This window comes from Novosphingobium kalidii, assembly GCF_040534015.1.
In the GTDB taxonomy this organism is placed as follows: Bacteria; Pseudomonadota; Alphaproteobacteria; order Sphingomonadales; family Sphingomonadaceae; genus Novosphingobium; species Novosphingobium kalidii.
Map to the genome: position 1 here is coordinate 72,328 of NZ_JBEWLY010000023.1, position 23,862 is coordinate 96,189.

General features: G+C 62.9%; 22 protein-coding genes and 1 tRNA gene. 12 read left to right on the top strand and 11 right to left on the bottom strand.

Going from position 1 to position 23,862, the window contains the following annotated elements; translation table 11 throughout:
* Nucleotides 1-124: 124 nt before the first annotated feature.
* From trpC to ABVV53_RS14225, 6 genes are all read right to left on the bottom strand, one after another.
* Nucleotides 125-913 carry an indole-3-glycerol phosphate synthase TrpC gene (gene trpC, locus ABVV53_RS14200; protein WP_353985079.1) on the bottom strand — a complete coding sequence of 263 codons (789 nt, stop codon included), beginning with the start codon at nt 911-913 and terminating at the stop codon, nt 125-127.
* A 4-nt stretch (nt 914-917) separates the two neighbouring features.
* A complete protein-coding gene (gene trpD, locus ABVV53_RS14205; protein WP_353985304.1) occupies nt 918-1,895 on the bottom strand; it encodes an anthranilate phosphoribosyltransferase in 978 nt (325 codons plus the stop codon).
* Entirely contained in the window at nt 1,895-2,479 is a 585-nt protein-coding gene (locus ABVV53_RS14210) for an anthranilate synthase component II (protein WP_353985080.1), read from the bottom strand. The genes trpD and ABVV53_RS14210 overlap by 1 nt, the downstream gene beginning before the upstream one ends.
* Nucleotides 2,476-3,258, bottom strand: a complete 783-nt coding sequence (locus ABVV53_RS14215; RefSeq protein ID WP_353985081.1) for a phosphodiester glycosidase family protein — start codon at nt 3,256-3,258, stop codon at nt 2,476-2,478. The genes ABVV53_RS14210 and ABVV53_RS14215 overlap by 4 nt, the downstream gene beginning before the upstream one ends.
* Nucleotides 3,255-4,730, bottom strand: a complete 1,476-nt coding sequence (locus ABVV53_RS14220) for an anthranilate synthase component I family protein (protein ID WP_353985305.1) — start codon at nt 4,728-4,730, stop codon at nt 3,255-3,257. Before ABVV53_RS14220 ends, ABVV53_RS14215 begins: the two co-directional genes overlap by 4 nt.
* A 71-nt stretch (nt 4,731-4,801) precedes the next feature.
* Nucleotides 4,802-6,685 carry a peptidylprolyl isomerase gene (locus ABVV53_RS14225; protein ID WP_353985082.1) on the bottom strand — a complete coding sequence of 628 codons (1,884 nt, stop codon included), beginning with the start codon at nt 6,683-6,685 and terminating at the stop codon, nt 4,802-4,804.
* Between the two features lie 246 nt (nt 6,686-6,931).
* On the opposite strand from ABVV53_RS14225, the gene tpiA reads away from it, so the two are divergent.
* The 3 genes from tpiA (at nt 6,932) to ABVV53_RS14240 (ending at nt 9,958) form a co-directional block, all read left to right on the top strand.
* Nucleotides 6,932-7,690 carry a triose-phosphate isomerase gene (gene tpiA / locus ABVV53_RS14230; RefSeq protein WP_353985083.1) on the top strand — a complete coding sequence of 253 codons (759 nt, stop codon included), beginning with the start codon at nt 6,932-6,934 and terminating at the stop codon, nt 7,688-7,690.
* Between the two features lie 134 nt (nt 7,691-7,824).
* Nucleotides 7,825-8,217, top strand: a complete 393-nt coding sequence (gene secG / locus ABVV53_RS14235) for a preprotein translocase subunit SecG (RefSeq protein ID WP_419956783.1) — start codon at nt 7,825-7,827, stop codon at nt 8,215-8,217.
* Between the two features lie 112 nt (nt 8,218-8,329).
* A complete protein-coding gene (locus tag ABVV53_RS14240; protein ID WP_353985085.1) occupies nt 8,330-9,958 on the top strand; it encodes a CTP synthase in 1,629 nt (542 codons plus the stop codon).
* 62 nt (nt 9,959-10,020) lie between these two features.
* Here ABVV53_RS14240 and ABVV53_RS14245 read toward each other — a convergent pair whose 3' ends face one another.
* On the bottom strand, nt 10,021-10,494 hold the full coding sequence (locus ABVV53_RS14245; RefSeq protein ID WP_353985086.1) for an Hsp20 family protein: 474 nt from the start codon (nt 10,492-10,494) through the stop codon (nt 10,021-10,023).
* Nucleotides 10,495-10,656: 162 nt separating this feature from the next.
* Between ABVV53_RS14245 and grxC the strand changes: the two genes are divergently transcribed.
* From grxC to ABVV53_RS14265, 4 genes are all read left to right on the top strand, one after another.
* A complete protein-coding gene (gene grxC, locus ABVV53_RS14250) occupies nt 10,657-10,920 on the top strand; it encodes a glutaredoxin 3 (RefSeq protein WP_353985087.1) in 264 nt (87 codons plus the stop codon).
* The gene (locus ABVV53_RS14255; protein ID WP_353985088.1) at nt 10,917-11,750 is read left to right on the top strand and encodes a carbon-nitrogen hydrolase family protein; all 834 of its coding nucleotides are present in this window, start codon (nt 10,917-10,919) and stop codon (nt 11,748-11,750) included. The genes grxC and ABVV53_RS14255 overlap by 4 nt, the downstream gene beginning before the upstream one ends.
* Before the next feature lie 8 nt (nt 11,751-11,758).
* Complete coding sequence (locus ABVV53_RS14260) at nt 11,759-12,253, top strand: DUF1178 family protein (protein WP_353985089.1); 495 nt, start codon at nt 11,759-11,761, stop codon at nt 12,251-12,253.
* A gap of 40 nt (nt 12,254-12,293) precedes the next feature.
* A tRNA-Arg gene (locus ABVV53_RS14265) sits at nt 12,294-12,370 on the top strand.
* A 156-nt stretch (nt 12,371-12,526) separates the two neighbouring features.
* Here ABVV53_RS14265 and ABVV53_RS14270 read toward each other — a convergent pair.
* From ABVV53_RS14270 to ABVV53_RS14280, 3 genes are read right to left on the bottom strand one after another with little or no spacing between them, the layout of a single operon-like run.
* Nucleotides 12,527-13,138 (bottom strand): hypothetical protein, encoded by a 612-nt coding sequence (locus ABVV53_RS14270; RefSeq protein ID WP_353985090.1) that lies wholly within the window; start codon nt 13,136-13,138, stop codon nt 12,527-12,529.
* Between the two features lie 54 nt (nt 13,139-13,192).
* Nucleotides 13,193-13,597: a YsnF/AvaK domain-containing protein gene (locus ABVV53_RS14275; protein WP_353985091.1), complete on the bottom strand. Its 405-nt coding sequence runs from the start codon at nt 13,595-13,597 to the stop codon at nt 13,193-13,195.
* 48 nt (nt 13,598-13,645) lie between these two features.
* Entirely contained in the window at nt 13,646-14,308 is a 663-nt protein-coding gene (locus ABVV53_RS14280) for a YsnF/AvaK domain-containing protein (RefSeq protein WP_353985092.1), read from the bottom strand.
* Nucleotides 14,309-14,647: 339 nt separating this feature from the next.
* On the opposite strand from ABVV53_RS14280, the gene ABVV53_RS14285 reads away from it, so the two are divergent.
* From ABVV53_RS14285 to ABVV53_RS14300, 4 genes are all read left to right on the top strand, one after another.
* The gene (locus tag ABVV53_RS14285) at nt 14,648-16,069 is read left to right on the top strand and encodes a mechanosensitive ion channel domain-containing protein (RefSeq protein ID WP_353985093.1); all 1,422 of its coding nucleotides are present in this window, start codon (nt 14,648-14,650) and stop codon (nt 16,067-16,069) included.
* A gap of 179 nt (nt 16,070-16,248) precedes the next feature.
* On the top strand, nt 16,249-18,024 hold the full coding sequence (locus ABVV53_RS14290; protein ID WP_353985094.1) for an N-acetylglutaminylglutamine amidotransferase: 1,776 nt from the start codon (nt 16,249-16,251) through the stop codon (nt 18,022-18,024).
* A 4-nt stretch (nt 18,025-18,028) separates the two neighbouring features.
* Nucleotides 18,029-19,756 (top strand): N-acetylglutaminylglutamine synthetase, encoded by a 1,728-nt coding sequence (gene ngg / locus ABVV53_RS14295; RefSeq protein WP_353985095.1) that lies wholly within the window; start codon nt 18,029-18,031, stop codon nt 19,754-19,756.
* Nucleotides 19,753-20,937 (top strand): osmoprotectant NAGGN system M42 family peptidase, encoded by a 1,185-nt coding sequence (locus ABVV53_RS14300; protein WP_353985096.1) that lies wholly within the window; start codon nt 19,753-19,755, stop codon nt 20,935-20,937. The genes ngg and ABVV53_RS14300 overlap by 4 nt, the downstream gene beginning before the upstream one ends.
* Here the strand turns inward: ABVV53_RS14300 and ABVV53_RS14305 are convergent.
* Entirely contained in the window at nt 20,929-22,647 is a 1,719-nt protein-coding gene (locus ABVV53_RS14305) for an amidase (protein WP_353985097.1), read from the bottom strand. The two genes, ABVV53_RS14300 and ABVV53_RS14305, sit on opposite strands and share 9 nt — an antisense overlap.
* A 174-nt stretch (nt 22,648-22,821) precedes the next feature.
* Here ABVV53_RS14305 and ABVV53_RS14310 point away from each other — a divergent pair, with 174 nt between their 5' ends.
* Entirely contained in the window at nt 22,822-23,604 is a 783-nt protein-coding gene (locus tag ABVV53_RS14310) for a helix-turn-helix transcriptional regulator (protein WP_353985098.1), read from the top strand.
* The last annotated feature ends 258 nt before the right edge of the window (nt 23,605-23,862 follow it).

Here is a 23,862-nt window from a genome sequence, read left to right on the forward strand (position 1 = left end):
GCGCTTTCTGGAGTGGTGAGCGAATGGTTCCGAGACGTGCTGCTGAAATTGGGCCATCACGCCGTCATGCCAGAGCCGATCGTTGTAGGACAGAGAGACAAGCTCTCTGCGGATGCGCCGAGGATCAGGCGAAGAGGAGGGCCCGCGTCGCCTGTTCCACGTCGGGCTGGCGCATGAGGCTTTCCCCCACAAGGAACGTGCGCGCTCCGCAAGCGGAAAGGCGCTGAAGATCCGCGTGCGAGTTGATGCCGCTTTCGCTGACCAGGAGCGTGCCCTCAGGCGCGAGGGGAGCAAGCCGCTCGGTAACCGCAAGATCGGTTACGAAGCGTTTGAGGTCGCGATTGTTCACGCCGATCAGGCGTGATTTCAGGCGGCTCGCGCGTGCCATCTCATCTTCGTTGTGAACCTCGACGAGCACGTCCATGCCACGCTCAAGCGCGGCAGCCTCAATCTCGACCATCTGATTGTCATCGAGCGCGGCGACGATGATCAGGATCGCGTCGGCACCGATTGCACGTGCTTCGGCGACTTGCCAGGGATCGACCATGAAGTCCTTGCGCAGGACAGGCAGATCGCAGGCAGCCCGCGCATCCATCAGGAAGTCTTCGTGGCCTTGGAAATAAGGTGCATCGGTGAGCACGGACAGGCAGGCCGCGCCACCCAGTTGATACGCCAGCGCGTGCTCACCGGGACGGAAGTCGGCTCGGATCAACCCCTTGGACGGCGACGCTTTCTTGATTTCAGCAATCAGCGCGAACCCATGCGCGGCTTTTGCTTCCAGGGCCTTGCGGAAGCCTCGTGGAGGCGTCTGCTCGCTGGCGCGGGCGTCGAGGTCCGCTTCCGTGGCGTCGCCCTTGCGAGCGACGACTTCCTCGCGCTTTGTAGCGCAGATTTCTATGAGCTTGTCGGACATCTCGTTACTTCGAAGTGGCCGCGATCCAGCAGTCGAGCAGGGCCTTGGCAAGGCCCTTGTCGATCACTTCGGCGGCTTCCTCGGCACCATCGCGCAAGTCGCTGGCTTCTCCAGCAAGGACGAGCGCAGCGGCGGAGTTGAGCAGGACGGCATCACGATATGCCCCCAGATCGCCGCTCAGCAGGCGGCGCAGGGCAGCCGCGTTGTAGTTCGCGTCACCGCCACGCAGCGCATCGAGCGGATGCGTCGGGAGGCCGGCGTCGGCAGGCGTGATCCGCTCAGGAACGTTACCGCAGTTGATTGTGGCGACAACGCTGGGGCCGTCGATCGAAAGCTCGTCCAGGCCTTCCTCGCCGCCCACGACCATTGCCGCTCCGCAGCCGACCATTGCCATCGCATCGCGATAGATCGGGACGTAGACCGGATTCGCCACTCCCACGAGTTGGCGCGTGACGCGGCCGGGATTGCACATCGGGCCGGTCAGATTGAAGATCGTGCGCTTGCCGATGGCCTTGCGGACCGGAGCGAGGTGAGCCAGCGCGGGATGATGCTTCTGCGCGAACAGGAACGCAATGCCGATATCGGCCAGCGTCTCTTCCGCGAGGTCGCTGGCGCGGGTGAGATCGAGCCCGAGCGCTTCCAGTGTATCGGCGCCACCTGCCTTCGACGATGCGGCACGGTTGCCATGCTTGGCGACCGGCACGCCGCAGGCTGCGACGACGATGGCCACGGCTGTGGAGACGTTGAGGCTGTGCTGGCCATCACCACCCGTGCCGCAAACGTCGATGGCATTTGCCGGCGCGGCCACCGGGATCATCCGGGCGCGCATGGCAAGGACGGCGCCAGCGATATCCTCAGCGGTTTCCCCGCGGTTGGACATGGCGAGGAGCGCCTCGGTGACTTGCTCGTCGCTCATCTCGCCGTCGAGCATGCGCCCAAACAGCGCCTCGGTTTCGGCGATGGTGGGGGGCATAACGGTCATCATGCCGGCAGGCGCGTCTCGACGCCGCAGAGCTTGAGGAAGTTCGCCAGCATATCGTGGCCGTGTTCGGTGGCGATGCTCTCCGGGTGGAATTGGACGCCGTGGATCGGCAAGCTCGCGTGGCGAAAGCCCATGACGTGGCCATCGTCCGACCTGGCGTTGACCTGCAGCGCTTCGGGAATGTCGTCGACGATCAGCGAGTGATAGCGCGTGGCGGTGAAAGGTGCGGGAAGTCCGGCAAACACGCCGCTGCTGTCGTGGCTGACGGGCGAGGTTTTGCCATGCATCAGCCCGCCGCGCACGACTTTGCCTCCGAAGTACTGCCCGATCGACTGGTGTCCCAGGCATACGCCGAGCAACGGCTTGCCCGCGTCCGCGGCAGCGCCGACAAGGTCAAGGCTGATGCCCGCCTCGTTGGGTGTGCAGGGGCCGGGTGAAATGAGGAAGCCTTGTGCCCCGCTCGACAGCGCTTGCTCTGCGGAGAGCGCATCGTTGCGTACAACCTCGACCTCAGCGCCCAGTTCCATGAGGTAGTGGACAAGGTTCCAGGTGAAGCTGTCATAGTTGTCGATGACGAGGATCATGGCTTTGCCTTGTGCCTTTTCTCGACGACGATCAAGGGGCCGAGCGGTGGGCCGCCATCCACCCGACCGGTGTTCGGGTCCCATAAGGACGATACGCTGCCGTCGAGGAACAGGGCGTTGGGCGTGTTCAGTTCATCGCGGAAGTAGCGCGCGAACTTGCCGAAAGAGATCGGCGCCTCGCTGATGACGAAATGGGCGCGCCCATGCTTGTCGACACCGACTCCATTGCGCAGCTTGCGCGAGGGGCCGTCCGCGTCAAACCGGGGGTGGAGCTTGCCGTCGATCACCAGCATCGGACCGGACTGCGTTCCGAACTCCGGCCGCTTCTTGACATGCGCGGCGAAGTCGTCGCTGGCACGCACCGCCCACTTACCATCGGAGCCATAGAACACGCCGTTCGGCTGTAAGTGGAAGTTGCCCCAGCCTTCGTTGCGGTTCAACGTGTGGCGGCGGTTGCTGTCCTCGACATAGTAGCCGATCGGCATGCCATCGGCATCGAACATGCCGCCGTTCACGGCGAATGCGACTCGGCTCGCCTTTTCACCCATTCCGACCGCCAGTTCCGACAAGCTGCGGTAAGGGCTTCCGTCTTCTGGGCCGAGTACCACGCGAACCGTATGCTGCGCCGGATCCGCGATGCAATGCGTGAGCGGAGTGTCTTCGAACGTGGCGCTGGAGCAGGGCGGTGGAGGGGGGGCTTCCTGTGCGGAGGCCGTGTCTCGTGCGCGGTCACAAGCGGCGAGCGCGAGCGCCGCCAGCGCGGAAAGAAGAATCCTCACTGGCCGAAGCCCGGCTCTCCCGCAACGCGGACCGCCTCGCGGGCGGCAGCAAAGAGGGCGCCTGACTTGGCCTCGCACTCGCGCTGCTCATATGCCGGGTCACTGTCCGCCACGATGCCGGCTCCAGCCTGCACGTGAAGCACGCCATCCTTGAGAACGCCGGTACGCAGGACAATGCAGGAGTCGACGGAGCCATCGGGAGCAAAGTAACCTACTCCCCCGGCGTAAGCGCCGCGGGCCTCGGGCTCGAGCTCCGCGATCACCTCGCACGCGCGGACCTTGGGCGCACCCGACACTGTCCCGGCGGGAAACCCGGCGAGAACGGCATCGACGGCATCGTGCTTCGCGGTGTCGAGTTTGCCCACCACGTTCGAGACGATGTGCATGACGTGGCTGTAGCGTTCGATAGTGTAGCTGTCGGTTACCTCAACCGTCCCGGCCGCTGCGACGCGGCCGACGTCATTGCGCCCGAGGTCCAGCAGCATGAGGTGCTCTGCCCGCTCCTTGGGATCGGCGAGGAGGCTTGCTTCGTTGGCCTTGTCCTCGGCGGGCGTTGCGCCACGCGGACGAGTGCCTGCGATCGGGCGGATCGTCACTTCGCCGTTCCGGACACGCACGAGGATCTCGGGGCTGGAGCCGATCAGGGCGAAGCCGGGGAGATCGAGGAAGTACAGGAATGGCGACGGGTTCACCCGGCGCAGCGCGCGATAGAGCGCAAGCGGGGGCAACGGGAACTCACAGGTGAAGCGTTGCGCCAGCACCACCTGAAAAATGTCGCCTGCTTCGATATACTCTTTCGCGCGCAGGACCATCGTTCGGTAGTCCTCGGGCGAGAGGACCGGCTGCGGTTCGGGAACGGCAAGAGGCGCCGCCCCGACAGGCGCTGGTACAGTTCGCGAGAGCGCCCGAAAGGCTTCGTCGATGCGCTCTTCGGCCGCTGCGACGAGCGCCTCCGGATCGCCTGTGCCAGGCCAGATCGGAGCGACACAGAATAGCTCGTCGCTGAGCCGATCGAACACGAGGATCAGCGATGGGCGCACAAACAGCATGTCGGGCAACTCAAGCGCGCTTTGTGGGGCGCGCGGCAGCTTCTCGACCAGCCCGATCGTCTCGTACCCGAAGTACCCGACGAGGCAGGCAAGAGCCGAGGGAAGTTCGGGCGGCACGTCGATCCGGCAGGCCTCCACCAGCGAACGGAGCTCCCCGAGGCTGTCGGCACCAAGTGAAACAAAAGCCTGACGATCGCGCTGCCACTCAGCATTGATCTCGCAGCCCTCGGGACCGGCGCGGAAGACCAGATCCGGATCGAGCCCCACGAGACTATAGCGGCCCCGTGTCTCACCGCCCTCTACAGACTCTAAAAGGAAGTCGCCTCGGCCAGCCTCAAACAGCTTCAGTGCAGCGCCGACCGGAGTCTCGGTATCAGCGACAAGGCGCCGCCACACCAAGGCAGGGCGGCTCTTCTCAAGCATGGCCAATGCTGCCTGCCGCTGCTGTGTTTCGCTGTCGCTCACCGTTCCCGCGCCGTCCGTCCTGCGCCCGCTCAGTTGCCGATCTCGCCGGCGAGCTGGTCACGCACCGCCTTGATCGCCGACTCGTTGCGCTCGACGCCGACGTCCTTGGTGATCGCCTTGCGGAGCGCTTCCGAGTACTCGCCACCCGCCACTTTGCCCAGTTCGCGACGGGTTGCCGCAACGGAAGGATCGTTACGATCGATCTTGCCGGGCTCCACTTCATCGAGGGCGACCACGAACCAGCCGCGCTGCTGCGGCGCTTCCTGGATCTTCACAGACCCCGAAGCCATCGCGAACAGGAGCATGATCGGCGGGGGAACCGGACGACCGGACTGCTGGATCTGCATCAGCTGCGGGCGCGTCATGCCAACACGTTCTACCGGCGGCAGCTTTTTGGGCAGCTTTGCGAGAACAGCTTCAAGCTTCTCGCCCTTGCGCACCGCGGCCTGGATCTTCTGCGCCTGCTCCTTCGCAGCCGCCGCGCCCTTGTCGAGGGCATAGGCGGCCTTCACGTCTTCGGTGATTTCGCGCAGTGGAGCCGGGGCCGAGGAGGCGATTTCGGTCACCTCATAGATCACAAACGTCGTGCCAGCTTCGGCTTCAGCGACTTGCGGCTCGTTTTCCTGCATCGCAAACGCAGTCTGCAGGACTGGCTTGAGCGCCGGCGTGATGGACTGTCCAGGCTGCTGGTAAACCGCGCCGTCGGCAGTGATCTGGGGAGTGGACTGGACTTGCAGGCCCAGGCTCTGCGCGACCTCGGGCAGATTGGCACCTTCCTCGAACTGCTCCTCGATCTTGCCGAGCGTGTCGCTGAGCGCAGCGCGACGCTTCTCGGTCGCAAGGTTGCTGGCGATCTCGCCTCTCACTTGGTCAAGCGTCCGCGCCGGGCGCTGGTCGATGGTCTCGACGCGCACGACGTGCCAGCCAAGGGGGCTGCGCGCGATGGCAAGCCTGCCCTGCTGGGCGGCGAAGACTGCGTCCGCCACGCCGGACGACGTCTGTGTGGCGAGCTCTGCTTTGCTCAGCGGGTCGAGCTTGGCTGCCGAGAGTCCCTTTTCAGAGGCAGCGGCCTTCAGCGACTTTCCGCCTTCGACTTCCGCCACAATGGCTTTGGCGGCCGCTTCCGTCGGGACCACGAGTTGCGTGATCTGCCGCCGTTCAATTGCTTCGTATTGCGCCTTATCGGCATTGAAGCGTTGGGCGATCTCGGCATCGGTGGGCGCGGCCACGTTCTTGACTGCGTCGGCACCGAAGGTCGCATAGCGGATCACGCGTCGTTCGGGGCGGATGAAGGAATCCGTGTTCGCCTTGTAGTAAGCGGCTAGCTCCGCCGCCGTAGGCTCTTTCTCCGGCGCAAAGAGCAGGGACGGCAGGATCGCGATCGAGCCGGTCCGTCGCTCGCCCAGGAGCTGACCGTAGCGCCATGCCATCTCGGCCGGCAGGACCGCGCCGTATTCGGCAGGGGCGAGCAATTGCCGGGCGACCAGTCGTTGAGCGACAGAGTCGCGCGGAATACCCTGTGGCTGAATCGCACCGGCGCGCTGCAATTCGCTGTCGATCAGCCGGTCGCCGGCGACGATGCCGTGGTCCTGACCGAATGCATAGAGCGCCTTCAGGTCGATAAGATCGTCTAGGATGATGCCGAGTCCGCCACGAGCGATGAAGCCGCTCATCGACATGGTCGGTTCCTGCTGACGCACGCGCGCCAACGCCTGGTTGGCCTCGGTAGTCAATTCAGCGGGAGTCACGTTCTCGCTGCCGACTTCGGCGACATGGCCGCTGGTGGTGGATGCGCCGAAGCTGCCTCCGGTGATGTCAGCCGCGGCAAATGCGAGCGCGATAAGCCCCAGCACAACCAGGCCGATAACGGCGCCGACTTTGGATTTAAGGAACGAGCGGAAGAACTGGAGCATGCTTGAGGAGGCCGTCTAACCGTGGGTGGTGGGGAGGACCGTGTGTCTCCGCCTGAGCCGCGCCGCTTTAGGTGCCAAAGCCGCTTCCTGCAATGCTGCCTGATAAACTTGTGTATCCGCGCCACACCTGAGTGGCAGTCGTCGCAAACCTGCCGTACCTGCTTTGACAAGGCGGGTGCCGCTGTCCTAGCTGCCAGTCGCAAATGGGAGCCGAGTCTGGATTCGGCTCGTTAACAAGGGTTGAAGATGGCAAGTTTGCCTTACATCGTCGGCAACTGGAAAATGAACGGCACGCGCGCGATGCTGAACGAAGCGCGGGCGATCGACCGCGCAGCGGCGCGCCTGCCAAAGGTGCAAGTCGCTGTGGCGCCGCCAGCTACGCTTATCTACCGCACTCGGGACTCGGTCGAACTCATCGGCGTGGGCGGGCAGGACTGTCACGTGAAGGAAAGCGGCGCTTTCACAGGCGATATTTCTGCGCCGATGCTGAAGGATGCCGGGGCTGACTTCGTCATCGTCGGGCATTCTGAACGTCGCACGCTGCACGCAGAGACGAGCGAGATCGTAAAGGCAAAGGCCGAGGCGGCTCACTCGGCTGGTCTGGCAGTCATCGTGTGTGTCGGCGAGACCGAGGCGGAGCGCGACGCAGGAAGTGCCGAAGCCGTCGTTGGCGCACAAGTCGAAGGGTCAGTTCCCGGCACGGACGGCGCGGTGGACAGGCTTACCGTTGCGTATGAGCCGGTCTGGGCGATCGGCACCGGCCGCGTGCCTTCGATCGACGATGTTGCGGCCATGCACAAGGCGATCCGTGTCAAGCTGGTCGCTATCTACGGCGATGCCGGTGCGCAGGTTCGCATTCTCTACGGCGGCTCGGTCAAGGCGGACAACGCCGCCGAACTCCTCGCCGTTCCTGAGGTGGGTGGCGCGCTCGTCGGTGGTGCGAGCCTTGCGGCTGAGAGCTTCCTTGCGATCGTTGGCGCTGCGGCGGGTCTCGACGAAGGCTGATCGGCGCAATCGCGTGGGCGCCTGCGTCCGGGAGCAGTGGGTTGCGCCCGGACAGGCGAGCGCCTATTTGCGCGAGCATATAAGCGGGCGGCGTTGGCTCCTCCGCAGATGATTCTTCCGGGGTTTGCATGTCGCTGTTTCTCTTTCTGACCGTTGTTCAGGCGCTGGTCGCCGCCGCGCTGGTGGGGGTGATCCTCGTGCAGCGGTCGGAGGGCGGCGGACTGGGGACCGGCGGCGGCAATCCGTCCGGCCTGATGTCGGCACGCGGCGCAGCCGACTTCCTGACGCGCACGACGGCAATCCTCGCAACTCTCTTTGTGGTGCTCAGCATCGCGCTCGCCGCGATGGCGGTCGATGTGAGCTCGACGCGCCAGCTCGACACTTCGCTGCAGCGTAATGCGCCGGTTCTGCCGCAAGCGCCAGCCGACCCGCTCGCGGGTGCGGCCAACCCAGGTGTCGCTCCCGCGCCAACAGCGCCGACGCCGGCACCTGCCAACGATCCGCTCGCCGGCTCTGCTGCGCAGTAAGCGTCCGGCGGTGCTGGTGGCCCGACAACGGGCTCGGCACGTCCTCTTTTTGTGGAATTGAGGCGCAGGGCGCTTGCCCTGATGCCTCCATGCGATTTAAGGCCCAACTCCCATGGCGCGGCATATTTTTATCACCGGCGGCGTGGTCTCCTCGCTCGGCAAAGGTCTCATGGCGGCGAGCCTGGCAGCGTTGCTGCAGGCACGGGGCTTCAAGGTCCGCATTCGCAAGTTCGACCCCTATCTGAACGTCGATCCGGGCACGATGAGTCCCTATCAGCACGGCGAAGTCTATGTCACCGATGACGGGGCCGAGACCGACCTCGACCTGGGACACTATGAGCGTTTTACCGGGGTATCGGCGCATCAGGGCGATAACATCACCTCGGGACGCATCTATCGCGACATCATTGCGAAGGAGCGGCGTGGCGATTACCTGGGGGCAACGGTCCAGGTGATCCCTCACGTAACTGATGCCATCAAGCAATTCGCGATGGCTGATACCGACGATCTCGACTTCGTCCTGTGCGAAATTGGTGGCACGGTCGGCGATATCGAAAGCCTGCCTTTCATCGAGGCCCTGCGCCAATTGCGCAATGAGCTGGGGCGTGAGCAGACCTGCTTTGTACACGTGACGCTCGTTCCCTACATTGCTGCTGCCGGTGAGTTGAAGACCAAGCCCACTCAGCACTCCGTGCGTGAGTTGACGGGGCTCGGCATTCAGCCCGATATTCTGCTCTGCCGCTGCGAACGCGAATTACCGGAGAGCGAGAGGGCCAAGATCGCGTTGTTCTGCAACGTGCGCCGCGAAGCCGTGATCCCCGCTCTTGACGCGCCGAACATCTACTCGGTGCCCCTCCAGTATCACGGTGAAGGTCTGGACGCAGAAGTGCTCCACCATTTCGGCATGACTTCGCCAGCGCCCGTGCTTTCGCGTTGGACGGATATCGTCGACCGCTATCAGAACCCGGAAGGCGAGGTGACGATCGGCGTCGTGGGCAAGTATGTAGGCCTGCCGGACGCTTACAAGTCGCTCAACGAGGCATTGGTCCACGGTGGCATGGCCAACCGTGTGAAGGTCAACATCAACTGGATCGATGCCGAGGTCTTCGAACGCGAAGCCTCCGAGGTAGCGGCATTGCTCGAGCCGATGCATGGCATCCTCGTTCCTGGCGGCTTCGGCGAACGAGGGACAGAGGGCAAGATCGCCAGCGTGCGCTTCGCGCGTGAGCGCAGCGTGCCCTTCTTCGGTATTTGCCTCGGCATGCAGATGGCCTGCGTCGAAGGTGCGCGCTCAGCGGGTATCGGCAGTGCTTCCTCCACCGAATTCGGACAGACGGACGAGCCGGTGGTCGGCATCATCACTGAGTGGATGAGCAATGACGGCTTGCAGAAGCGCGCCGAGGGCGGCGACTTGGGTGGCACCATGCGAGTCGGTGCCTACCCCGCCATGCTCTCCGCCAACAGCCATGTTGCCGCCATCTACGGCGCGAACGAGATTTCCGAGCGGCATCGCCACCGATACGAGGTGAACGCCGCTTACCGCGAGGCGCTCGAAGGCAATGGCCTGATCTTCTCCGGCATGTCGCCGGATGGACTGCTGCCGGAGATCGTCGAGCGGCCGGACCACCCCTGGTTCGTCGGGGTACAGTTCCATCCTGAGCTCAAGAGCAAGCCGTTCGATCCGCATCCACTCTTCGCCGGATTCATCGGTGCTGCAGTGCGCCAGGCGCGACTAGTCTGAACTAAAAAGGGGCGGACCCGCTTGGATCCGCCCCTCCACAGCTGATACGTGCGCGATCGCGCTTAGGCGGCGGCCGCGCCGGCCTGCTCGCCGCTGTTGTCGACCACGCTTAGCGTGTTGCCGCCTACCGCGATCTTCTTCGGCTTCATTGCCTCGGGCACTTCCCGCACGAGGTCGATCACCAGCAGACCGTCTGCGAGATCGGCGCTCTGGACGCGAACGTAGTCCGCCAGTTCGAAGCGACGCTCAAAGCCGCGCTGGGCGATGCCGACATGAAGGAATTCGCTTTCGCTCTCTTCCTCGGGCTTGTTGCCCTTAACCACCAGCAGGTTTGCCTGCGCGGTGATGTCGAGGTCAGCGGACTTGAAGCCCGCCACCGCGAGAGTGATGCGATAAGCGTCGCTGCCGCGGCGCTCGATGTTGAAGGGGGGGTACTTGTCGCCGCCCTGAACCCGGGCCTGGTTCTCGATCATGTCGAAGAGACGATCGAAGCCGACCATCGTGCGGCGGTAGGGCGAAAAGTCGATACGATTCATGACAAAAATCCTCCAATGAGCAATCTTCGTGAGTCGAGGCCCGGGAACCCGGCACCCCGCTGACGAGTCATTCCCGTGCGGGCCATGACTCTTTTCGAGAGATATGGTAGCCGCCGGCCGTTTCAAGGGTCGCAAAACGCACCGAAAGAGGATGGAAGTCGGATGGCTCAAGCGAAGGTCGAGATCTACACCAAGTGGGGCTGCCCCTACTGCGTTGCGGCCAAGTCGCTGCTCGACAAGAAGGGTATTTCTTACGAGGAGTACGACGTGACCATGGGCGGGCCGAAGCGTGCCGAGATGGTAGAGCGCGTGCCGGGTGCCCGCACCGTTCCGCAGGTCCTCGCCGATGACAAGCCGCTGGGCGGTTTCGATGACATCAGCGCACTCGACAGCGCAGGTAAGCTCGACGCGGCTCTGGGGCTTTGAGCACTGCACGCGCGGCGGCGCGCGCCGCTGTGTTCCAGATGACGAGCGGGATCGATCCCGCCGTGAATGCCGCCGCGATAGTGGACGCCGTGGATCAGGCGAAGAAGGGCGGGGCGGCGATGCTGTTCACCCCCGAAATGTCTGGCCTGATCGATCGTGATCGGAAGCGCGCAGCGGCTGCCATCGTTCGCGAGGAGGATGATCGGGTACTCCGCTCCGTGCGCGAAGCGGCGGCGCGCGCCGGGGTTTGGGTCGCGATTGGGTCGCTGGCTGTTGAGCGGGAGGATGGCCGCTGGGCCAATCGTGCCTTTGTCATCGACGACAGGGGTGAAATTGCGGCGCGATACGACAAGCTGCACATGTTCGACGTCGACCTTCCCAGCGGTGAATCCTGGCGGGAGTCCAACGCCTACGCCGCTGGAGATGCACTCGCCATCGTAGAGACGCCACTCGGGCGGCTGGGACTGACGATCTGCTACGATATCCGCTTTCCTGCTCTGTTCGAAGCATTGGGACGGGCCCAGTGCGATGTCATTGCAATCCCCGCCGCCTTCACTGTTCCAACCGGACAGTCCCACTGGCACTTGCTGCAGCGCGCCCGCGCCGTGGAGGCCAGCGCCTATGTCATCGCCGCGGCGCAAGTTGGCCACCACCAGGATGGGCGCACGACTTACGGGCACAGTCTCGTAACAGACCCCTGGGGAGACGTTCTCCTCGACCTTGGGGGCGAGACGTCCGGTATCGGGTTAGTGACGGTCGACCCGGCTCGCATCGTCGAGGTGCGCAAGCAACTTCCCAGTCTTGCCAACAGGCGCGCTATTCCCAATTAGAGCGTCCGATGATTGTATTCGATCTGGAATGTCGTGGCGGCGGCCATAAGTTTGAGGGCTGGTTCGGTTCCTCGGACGATTTTGTGCGCCAGCAGGAGCGCGGCTTGGTGATGTGCCCGCATTGTGGTTCGCCCGAAGTCGGCAAAGCTATCATGGCGCCGCGCATTGGGCGGAAGGGCAATCAACTGCCGGCGCCGGTCCGGTCCGCGGCGGTGGAGCCTCCGCAGGATGGGGCATCAGCTCCGGTGGTCTCTGCGCCCATACCGCCTGCTGCCGTCGTCCTGATGGAGAAGCTTGCTGCCATGCAGGCGGAAGCACTTAAGTCATCGCGCTACGTCGGCGGTAGCTTTGCCGAGGATGCGCGTGCGATGCACTATGGCGAGCGCGATGCGGAGATCATTCACGGACAGGCGACCATCGCCGAGGCCAAGGAGCTCCTGGAGGAAGGCATAGCAGTCGCGCCTCTGCCTTTCCCGGTCGTCCCGCCCGAGCAGGCGAACTGATTGCCAAGGCGGAAGCTGCACCGTAAGAAGCACATCGCGTGCGCCCGTAGCTCAGCAGGATAGAGCACCAGATTCCTAATCTGGGGGCCACAGGTTCGAATCCTGTCGGGCGCACCATTCGCACATGCAAGAAACCACGGCACATCGGAAATCCCGATGTGCCGTGGTTCTTTTATCGGCTGAGACGAGGGTGGCTTGCAGGTCAGCGCCGCCGCGTCGTCGATCAGATGGGCCGAGCACTCGCGCCGGAAGCGCGAGCGATCGGTTCTGAGCTTACTTGGCCTTGGTTACCGACTGAGCTTCGATGTAATGGTTTACACCTGCTGGCAGCGGGTCGGTTGGTGGGGGGATGGCAGCGCCGGTCGGAACGCCGCGTTCCGCGGAGCGGACGGTGCCGACGATGTCGAGACGGTCGCCTTCGTCAACGTCGATCTTGCCCTCGATCGGCGTGTTCGGCGTCCTGACCTCATGCAAGATTACATACTCGCGCTGGCCATTGTCGCCCATAATCCAGAAACCGGCATCTGCAGGAACAGGACCCGCAGGCACATTCGTAAGCCGGACTTCGCGCCCGATCACGGCGTCGGCCTGACTGCCCAGCAGCATGCTCAGGTCGGTTATCGGCCCACCAGTCGCAACTTCCTCTGTGGGAGCGATGGTGTTTTCACCCATGCCTGGGTCAACGGCGCCTGCTGTTGCAATCCTGTCGTTATCCAGTTCGGCGTTTTCAACAACCGGCTCTTCGCGGCCGGCAAACAGCCAGATCAAAAGTGCGACGATGGCAGCAAGGATGAGCAACCAGACCCACCAAGGCACGCCGCCTTTTCTTTTCTCAATTGGGATTTCTGCCATGTCTTTCTTCCTTTTTTCAGGCCGGGATCTCATTCGACTATCGGCGACGTGCACAGCACGTTGTAAGCAGGAAAGCCGCTGCCTCTGTTAGTCGCGAGCCACATCCACTTCGGTGCGGCGGAGTGTCACCTCGTTCTCGAAGGGCGATTCGGTGCGCTCTTCGACGAGATGAATCTCCTCGGTCACGCGGATGCACTTCACGAGGACCTCTTCGGTAACCGGGATGATTGTGCGGTTCCCTTCTGTGCGAACGGGAGGCGCTTCCGTGACAACGCGGTCCACCGGTACACGCTCTACCTGCACCCGAACGGTCGCAAGCGTCTCATGGACCGGCTGGGTTTCACTGACCACGCGAGAGGTGACCCGTACCCGGCCTGTCTCGACCTTCTGTTTTTCTAGATGAATCCGCTCCTCCACTATCGGGATGCGGATGCGATCACCAGGTGCGCTTTCCGGACCAACGCCTGAGTCGTGTTCATGATTGTCAGTCATGACACGACCCCAGCGGTGTCGGTGATGCAAACACTGGCATGTGTTCGCTCAGCGGCGCTTGGCGTCACGATCAACATCGACTTCGGTGTGCCGGACAACGCCTTCGACCCGCTCCGTGCGCGTATCCACTTCCTTATCGACCACGACTTCGCCGGTAACCGTCGCATGCTTACCTACCACGACGCGTTCGCCAGTTTCGGTCACGTCAATTGTCCGATCCTTGAGCAGGGCCTCGGCATCGGCTTCGCTGATAGCCTCGTGTGCCGGCCGGCGTTCGACGTTGACGTGCTCGTTGCGCAGAGTGACGTTCTCTCCCACCGTTTCGGAGACAACACGGCTGCGGATGCGAACTGCGCCTAGGTCCACCTCACGCTTGCCGACGTCGAGCGTTTCTTCGATAACCGGGATATGCTCGGTCGTCACAGCTTCGCGATCGAACCCGTCTGCCGGCTGCGGAATCTGCGCGGCATCGGCTGTCAGGACGGGGCGTCCGCCGCGGATGTCGACATTGGCGATATTGACGATGCGATTGTCGTGCAGGCGCAGCGCGACGACGCGTTCATCCTCCAGATCGGCCAGCATGTCATCGACGCGTCCGATTTCGCGTCCCTGAAGGTCTACGAGGGTTTTTCCGCGCAGATCCTGGTCGGGATGTTCAAGTTGCCAATCGTCGAGGCAGGCAAGTTTACGCACGTTGGTGTGGGCGTTCATGGGTTTTTCTCCTTTTAATCTGCCGTGCGTCAGGGTGTCTGACACTCAAGGCCGACGCCGCGCGTTTCCGAAACTCAGTAAGGAAGCGGGTCGTGTATTGGTTGAACGTCAAATTAATGGAAAGGTTTCATAAATCTCGGGGGCTAGTTGGAGCGGCTCAGCATCAACAACAATGACAATGTTCTTCTTTATTGATGCTCTCGGCCGACTTCTTCTTTCGTCGCGCTCGCGATAGGTAGGTCAGAGCTGACCGCTCTCGCGCGTGCCGCTGCGTCAAACCAACTGGCAGAAAAGTCACGGTGTGATGGAAGGTCTGCGCGGCTCGTGTGTTGTGGGAGCATGCAAATCAGTTTCTGCCCCAAACCCGTCGGTTTGTTTGGTCCTTACCGAGTGCTTGCGCGCCTTCTCGCGGTGCTGCTGATCGGCGCGGCACTGCTGCCACGATGCACAGCTCTAGCCCAGGATTTGACGGCTGTAGCACCGGTTGAGGGGGCGCCAGAGCAGGCGCCGCAGACTGCCATTGCCACGGAAATCGACCTGCGGTCGGACGAGAACATCCGCGAACGCATCCGCAGTATTTTCTCGGAAGTCCAAGGATTGAGAGATGTGGGCGTTCGCGTCTCAGCGGGGGTGGTGACGCTGGCGGGGGCTGTGCCGACGGCGGAGGATGTTGAGCGGGCTGAGGCCATCGCTGGGCGGGTTGCGGGCGTGGTGACGGTCCAGAACGAGCTGAAGCGCGATCTGAATGTCGACAGCAATCTCACTCCCGCTCTTGGCAAGTTCAGAGAAGATATACGTGGTCTTATCCATGGACTGCCGCTGATCGGCGTAGCGCTGGGCATCGCACTCCTGATTGGTGCGCTTGGCTATTTGCTGACCTCGTTCAAGGGGTTCTGGCGCAGGGTCACGCCGAACGTTTTTCTTGCTGAGTTGCTGGCGACACTGGTCCGCTTTATTTTCGTGGTGCTGGGGATAGTGGCCGGTCTGGAGGTCTTGGGTGCAACTGCCCTGCTAGGTGCTGTTCTGGGCGGTGCCGGCGTAATCGGCATCGCGATTGGCTTCGCAATCCGGGACACGGTCGACAACTACGTATCGAGTCTGATGTTAAGCCTGCGTCAGCCGTTCCGCGCTAACGATCTCGTGGTGATAGAGGGGCACGAAGGGCGCGTTGTGCGGCTCACCAGCCGAGCCACCATTCTGATGACGCTGGATGGAAACCACTTGCGCATTCCGAACTCCACCGTCTTCAAAGCCATAATTCTGAACTACACGCGCAATCCTGAGCGCCAGTTCCAGTTCGACTTGGGCATTGATGCAGCGGACGATCCGGTGGGCGGCATGGCAGTTGGTCTCGAGGCGGTCCGCAGCTTGCCATTCGTGCTGGATACACCGGCAGCGGCAGCGATCATCTGGGAGGTGGGCGATTCCAATATCGTGCTGCGTTTCTTCGGCTGGCTCGATCAATCGCGGACAGACTTCCTGAAGGGGCGGAGCCTCGCGCTCGACGCAGCCAAAACTGCGCTGGAAGGCGCCGGGTTCGCTCTACCCGAGCCGATTTATCGCCTCCGCTTCGACGAGGTGCCCCCAGCGCCGCCGCAAGAGAGCGTCGGGACAACGAAGAGGCCGGGGAGGGCGCCACAGTCGGTTGAGCGGTCGAAAGACGAGCCGGGGCCGGACGCGAACGTGGCTAAACTGGTCGATGCGGAGCGTGCCCACACGACGAGCGACGATCTTCTGGATAGTCGGCGTCCTATCGAGTGATATGCAGCGGAACACTCTCCGCCAAAGCGACATAGTGGCGGGAGCCATTCAGGCGTTGAGCCATTTGGTTCAGGGAACCCCGACCAAGAACCACCCGAAGGAGGCCGTCATACCCGTTTCCAGAACGCTGCCTTTCACGCCGATGTTCCCGTTCTCCGCTCTGCGGGCGCTAGTCTGACATGTGTGGTTTAGCTGGTGAAATTCGCTTCGATAGCGGCTCTGCGGATACTCTCGCCGTCACCCGAATGGCTGAGAAGCTGGCGCCGCGCGGGCCTGATGGCGCAGGTGTATTTGCGCAAGGGCGGGTCGCCTTCGCTCACCGAAGGCTCAAGATCATCGACCTTACGAACCATGCGGCGCAGCCGATGGTGGATCCTACGCTCGGGCTGACGCTCGTCTTTAACGGCTGCATCTACAACTATCCGGAGTTGCGGGAAGAGCTCACGGCCCTCGGCTATACATTCTTCTCGCACGGAGACACGGAGGTGATCCTCAAGGCCTATCACGCCTGGGGCCCCGACTGCGTGGAGCGCTTCCATGGCATGTTCGCCTTCGTGATCGTGGAGCGCGATAGCGGCATCGTCACGATGGCTCGCGACCGCTTCGGCATCAAGCCGCTCTATTACAGCGTGAATGGCCAGCGGCTGCGGTTTGCATCGACTCTCCCGGCCATCGTGGCTGGGGGAGACGTCGACACGACGATCGATCGTGCTGCGCTGCACAACTATATGACCTTTCACGCGGTGGTCCCGCCCCCGCGCACACTGCTGCAGGGTGTGCGCAAGCTGGCTCCTGCCACGGTGCGCCGCTACGAACCCAACGGCGAATTCAAGGAGTGGCGTTACTGGAACCCGCCCCATGAACGGCGCCCGGAAGATGCGGCTCTCACGCGCGAGGACTGGCGCGATCAGGTGCTGGATGCGTTGAAGCTGGCGGTGAAGCGCCGCATGGTGGCAGATGTGCCGGTTGGCGTGCTGTTGTCAGGAGGCGTGGATTCCAGCGTCATCGTCGGGCTGCTCGCTGAACAAGGGCAGGCGGGGCTGATGACGTTCTCGATCGGCTTTGAGGAGGCCAATGGGGAGAAGGGCGATGAGTTCGTCTATTCCGACCTTATCGCGCAGCGGTTCGAAACCAATCATCACCAGATCTTCGTCCCCTCATCCGAGTTGATGGAGAACCTGCCTGGCACGATCGCGGCGATGTCCGAGCCGATGGTCAGCTATGACAACATTGGCTTCTATCTGTTGAGCCGCGAGGTTTCCAAGCACATCAAGGTGGTGCAGTCCGGACAGGGCGCCGACGAGATCTTTGCGGGCTATCACTGGTATCCGAAAGTGGCGGACTCTACGTCGGTGGTCGACGACTATGCCGCCGCCTTCTTCGACCGTGACCACGCGACGCTCGCCACACAACTCGCGCCTGAGTGGATGGCCGAAAGCGACGTCAGCCGCGAATTGGTAGCCTCACATTTGTTGGCGAGCGGTGCCGACACACCCGTTGATCGGGCGCTGCGGCTGGATAGCCAGGTCATGCTGGTCGATGATCCCGTAAAGCGCGTGGACAATATGACCATGGCTTGGGGGCTTGAGGCGCGCGTACCGTTCCTCGATCATGAACTCGCGGAGCTTGCCGCCAGAATTCCGCCCGAATTCAAGTTGAACGACAACGGCAAGGGTGTGCTGAAGGACGCCGCCCGGCTGGTCGTGCCGCATGAGGTGATCGATCGGAAGAAAGGTTACTTCCCGGTCCCGCAGCTCAAGTACATCTCGGGGCCCTACCTTGATCTGGTACGCGATGCTCTGTCGAGCCAGGCAGCGCGGGACCGCGGCCTGTTTCGGCAGGAGTGGCTGGACAAGCTTTATGCCGATCCCGCCGATCATATCACGCCACTGCAAGGGTCCGAACTCTGGCAAGCTGGGTTGATCGAGATGTGGCTCCAGGGGCAGGGGATCTAAGGCGATGATGCATGAACTCGCGGTGATGCCGGAGATGACGGCCATGAGAAATGCCGTCGCCGAATGCGGGTGGGGCCGCGTCATCTTCGGTAATAGCTTCGCCGACACGCAAGACTTCGCCGAAGCTCTGCGAGAGGAGGAGAAGGACTGCCGTGACATCGGCATCTATGTGATCAATCCTCATGTGCTGCTCGCCAGCGCACCGCAGGAGTTGTTCCTCGATCCTTCCCACACGTTTCGGCTTCAACGATCGGACTACGAACCAGCGGATGAAGCTTGTCCGGTACTCGTGCGGGACATCGAACCGGGACGGGACGTGGAGAGCGCAAACCGCATCTTCGCGTCGCGCAACATGGTGGTGATGCGGCCAGAGTTCTTCGACGGGAACCTTGAGGGTGCAGGTCTGATCTTTCTGGTCGCGACCGACTCTCAGGACGGCGAAGTTGCCGGCGTCGTGATGGGAGTGGACCACAGCCACTACCTGGGCAGCCAGGACAAGGGCTGTTCGCTCTGGTGCCTGGCGGTGGACCCCCAGGCACGCCAGTCGGGGATCGGCACCGCTTTGACGCGTGCGCTGGCAGAGCGCTTCTGGGCAAAGGGGGCAGAGTACCTCGACCTTACCGTCCTGCATGACAACGAGCAGGCGATCGGGCTCTACGAGAAGCTTGGCTTCAAGCGCATCCAAAGCTTCACCGTGAAGCGCAAGAACACGATCAACGAGAAGCTGTTCACCGGGCCCGAGCTCGGCGGCAATCTCAATCCTTATGCGCTCATCATCATCAACGAGGCGCGGCGGCGGGGCATTCATGTCGAGGTGATCGATGAGGAAAGCGGCATCTTTCGCCTATCGCTCGGCGGACGCACAGTCGTGTGCCGGGAAAGCCTTTCAGAGCTGACCAGCGCCGTCGCCATGTCGATCTGCGAGAACAAGGAAATCTCGCGCCGCGTTGTCTCCGAGGCGGGCGTACGCGTTCCCGATCAGGTGCAATGGGACGGGACTCGTGAGCAGATCGCAGATTTCCTCGGGCGCAACACCGCGGTCGTGGTCAAGCCAACCCACGGTGAGCAGGGGCGCGGGATTTCGGTCGATTTGCGCAGCGTGGAGGAAGTGGAAAGCGCCATTGCGAGTGCTCAGCGCATGTCGACCACCGTGCTGCTGGAGGAGTACTTCGAAGGCCAGGACCTGCGCCTGGTAGTCATCAACTTCAAGCTCGTCGCAGCCGCGATCCGCAAACCTGCGGCAGTTACTGGTGACGGCATCAGCACTATCGCGCGGTTGATCGACGCGCAGAGCCGCCGACGCATGGCGGCAACCGCCGGGGAATCCCGTATCCCCGTCGATGCCGAGACAGCCCGCATCGTCCGCCTGGCTGGGTACACCATGGACGATATTCTGCCCGCAGGCGAAGAGCTGCAAGTCCGTAAGACAGCGAACCTGCACACCGGGGGCACCATCCACGACGTCACCGATTCCGTCCATCCCGAACTGGTCGAAGCGGCAGTCGCCGCCGCTCGGTCGATCGACATACCGGTGGTCGGCATCGACTTCATGGTCACGAGCCCGCGATCGCCCGACTATGTGTTCATCGAGGCCAACGAGCGACCGGGCCTTGCCAACCACGAGCCGCAGCCGACCGCGCAGCGTTTTGTGGATTTGATATTTCCGCTGTCGATGCCCACCGACGTGCGCAACTTCCGCAGCGGACTTAAAGCGATCGAGAAGAAGACGTGAACAAGCTGACAATCGATACCGACTACTTGCTCCAAGTCCTTGGAAAGCTGCTCAGGACTCCCAGTCCCACCGGTTTTACCGACAACGTCGTGCGACTGGTCACCTCCGAGCTTGCAGCCATGGGGCTTGACGCGGAGTTGACCAGGCGCGGTGCAATTCGTGCCATCCGCAGAGGCAAGGACCCGCGCGGGGCTCGGGCAATTGTGAGCCATGTTGATACGCTGGGCGCGCAGGTGAAAGCGCTCAAGGAGAATGGACGACTGGCCATCGTGCCTATCGGGCATTGGTCCTCACGCTTTGCGGAGGGGGCACGCTGCACGATCTTTTCGGAGAAGGGCACCTATCGTGGCTCGATCCTGCCGCTCAAGGCTTCGGGTCACACCTTCAATAAGGAAATCGATACTCAGCCGGTATCCTGGGACAATGTCGAAGTTCGCGTCGACGCCTATGCCAAGGGGTTGCCCGAGCTACACAAGCTTGGCATCGAGATTGGCGATATCATCGCCATCGATACCGAGACTGAGTTCCTGGAGAACGGCTACATCGTTTCGCGTCATCTGGACGACAAGGCAGGCGTGGCCATCATGCTGGCCGCCATTCGCGCGCTGCAGCACGAGGGAAAGGAGACGCCGGTCGACGTCCACTTCCTCTTCACCATCGCCGAGGAAGTTGGCGTCGGAGCCTCGTCCATCCTGCTGCCCGAGGTCGCCTCTCTGGTAGCCATCGACAATGGCACGACGGCACCGGGCCAGAACAGCGATGAGTTTGGCGTCACCCTGGCGATGGCCGACCAGACAGGACCCTTTGACTATCATTTGTGCAAGAAGCTGGCGCTGCTGTGTCACGACAACGACATCCGCTATCAGAAGGATGTGTTTCGCTACTACCGCTCCGATTCAGCGAGTGCGCTGGAGTCCGGAGCCGACGTTCGCACCGGGCTGATCACCTTTGGGGTCGATGCCAGCCACGGGTACGAGCGCATCCATCTTCACGCACTGCGTTCCGTAGCCGAACTCGTGACCGCCTATGTAGCCAGCCCGGTGAAGATCGAGCGAGACTTCGACCAGTTCAGCGACCTGAGCGGCTTCACCCGCATGCCGAGCAAGAAAGCCAAGCAAGAGCTCAGTATCGATGCGGAACTGGCAGATCCCGACCATGACCTGCATCAAGGCTCACGGTAGGGGGCGAAGAGGCTCAAGGCCGATTGTTCGCGCTAGAGCCTGGCCCACAGCGACCAGGCGCGCCTCCTCGAACAGCCTTCCGGTGATGCTCACGTTGAACGGCACCCGATGCATGGCAGCACCTGCCGGCACGTCCGCCGGCGCGACATAGTCGGTGAACCCCTGCCGGGTAGGCTGCTTGAGCATCGCAACCGGCAGGCACAGGGCGGGGTAGCCGCAATGGTTGCCGATCGCGAGTAGACCGCCAGCGTTATTCGGGTGCAGGATCACGTCCACACTTGCCATCGTCTTGGCAAACTCCAGCATGAGCCGCCGTCGCAGCCGCTGCGCCTGGATGTAGTTGACTGCCGTTTCGAACTGCGCCGCGCGCCAGCTATTGGGCCAGGCAATGTCATCCTGCCAGGTCAGGAGATCATCGCGCCCGCTCGCGGTTAACTCCTGGAAGGCCGCGGCAGCTTCCAGCACCACGAGCCCACCCAGCTTCTCGAGATCAACCTCGGGCATCTCGATCTCGTGAAGAGTGAAGCCCGCCTTGCGCGCCGCCGCCAGGGCAGCCCAGTCGGCTGCGGTGCCTGCCTTGAACCACTCGGGTCGATAGCCAACCCTTATGTTGGCGGGCGTTATCTGTGGCACTCGCCCGAGCGGCTCTGGGATTGCGCTGGCATCTTGTCCATCGGGACCGTTCATCACCTTCAGAGCCAGTGCGGTGTCCAGCGGATCGCGGGCAAGGACGCCAATCTTATCCAGCGACCAGCACAGGGCCATTGCGCCAGTGCGGGGCACTCGCCCGAAAGTGGGTCGCAGGCCGACTGCGCCGCAGCGGGCAGCGGGCGCGATGATCGAGCCCATTGTCTCCGTCCCAATCGCGAACGCGCAAAGACCGCCAGCGACCGCCGCCGCACTCCCCGCTGATGAGCCGGAGGAACCCTCCGCTGTATTCCAGGGATTGCGTGTGCGCCCGCCGTACCAGATGTCGCCGTATGCGATGGCGCCAAGGCTCGTTTTGGCAAGCGGGATGGCGCCCGCATCGCGCATGCGCGTCACGATTGTCGCGTCTGAGGCCGGCACCCGTCCGCGGTAAGGCTCGGCACCCCATGCGGTTTCCACGCCTGCGGTGTCGATCAGGTCCTTCAGGCCATACGGTAGGCCGTGAAGCGGTCCGCGCAGATGTCCGCGTGCGAGGTCATGGTCGCAGGCTTCCGCTTCCCGCCGTGCAGCATCGGCCATCAGCGTCGTGATGCAGTTGAGGCGGTCCGCGTTCCTCGCGATCCGATCCAGGTAGATATCCGTAAGTGCCCGCGCCTTGAGCTTGCCGGACTGTATCCATCCAGCGAGCTGCCATGCTGGGGAAAAGGCAATATCGTCTGCGCCAGTCGGCAGGTTGGGAAGAGGAAGGGCAGGCGCTGCAAGGGCAATGCCCTTTTCACGCTGCCATCCCGCCAGGCGCGGGTCGAACAGTTCGGCGGGTGGCAGGTCGTTGTCAAAGCGCATCTGCGCCAATGCGCGGGCCCGATCGACAATCTCGTCCACCGCGCCCAGCATCTGCTGCTGCTCGGGAGCCGTGAAGCTGAGGCCGGTGAGCGGTGCGCAGGCGGCGGGAATGGTCGTGGCTGGCGCAGCCGTGGCTCCACGCAAGGGCCCTGCGGTGGCAACTGCTCCACCCGCAAGTCCGAGACCCATGACAAAGCGGCGTCGCGGCATGCTATCCATGGTCACCGCCCATACAGCAAAATCGGCTTGGCAGCAGAGGGGTTGTTGCGCGGCAGGGGCATTGGCCATGAACGGATTTCGCAAGCCCCGCATCCGCGCTGCATGGTTTGCCTGTCCGCCGAGAATCTCCTATGTCCGACAAGTGCAGCGCGCGAAGCGTTGCTGGAGTCGCTGATGCACGTTCGCATGGGCCTTGCGCAGATCCGCGCGGCGCAATCGGTCCTTGGTCTGCGAGAGGCGACCATGGCTGCCTTCGCTGCCTGTGGGTATCCTTCCGCCTATTTTGTCACGCCGATTACCTCCGACCGACGCTTCGGCCGGGTGCACAGCGCCAACAACATGCCTGCCGCATGGTCCGGCGCCTACCCCGAGCGACTTCGCTTCGAAGACCCGTTGCCCGACACAACGCTACGTGTCGGACGGCCGTTGCGTTGGAGTGAGGCGCGGCAGATCGAACCAGGCGGTCGCCAGCAGGCGGCATTCTTTGCGTTTCTTTCCGATCTCGGTTTCGAGGAGGGACTTGCCCTGCCGACCTACGGACCCGGCGCCCGAACCGGCTTTGTTGGGCTGCCAGCGCAAACCAGCATTTTGGCCACTGACGAAACTGTCGCGATCATGCACGGGCTCGCCCAGATGTCGTTCCTGCGCTATTGCGAGCTGATCGACAGTATGGAACCAAGCGACGTCCGCCTGTCGGAGCGCGAGTTGGACGTGGTGTACTGGATCGCCATGGGCAAGAGTAACTCTGTCATCGCCGAGATACTGGGAATATCGGCTGAGACCGTTGACAGCTACGTGCGGCGCGCATTTCGTAAGCTCGGTGTGTCCGACCGTACATCCGCCGTGCTGCACTCGGTGCTTGCCGGGCATCTCTATACGGGATTCTTCCGTCCCGCTCCCGAACCTGACGCGGATCGCTCGGCGGCACAACCCGCAGCGCATACCGCCGAGGCCTAATTCCGGTTGTGGGGCGCTGTCCCCCAAGACCGGGACTGCCAGCTCGCGCCGATCTGGGGCACCTGAGGAGAGTTCTCAAAGCTGGCGGCGAGTATCCTCTTCCCCTCGTCGCGTGAGCCGCCGCTGAAAGGCTGAGCGGCGCAGCGTTCCGGCATTCCCCCAGTGTGTCGGGCCGGCTGGCGAGGGCGCGTAGCGTAGCGATCGGCGCCTGCCGTCATGGGCGCTTGATCCTTGGCTCTCGGCGGGCCCCGAGAGCGT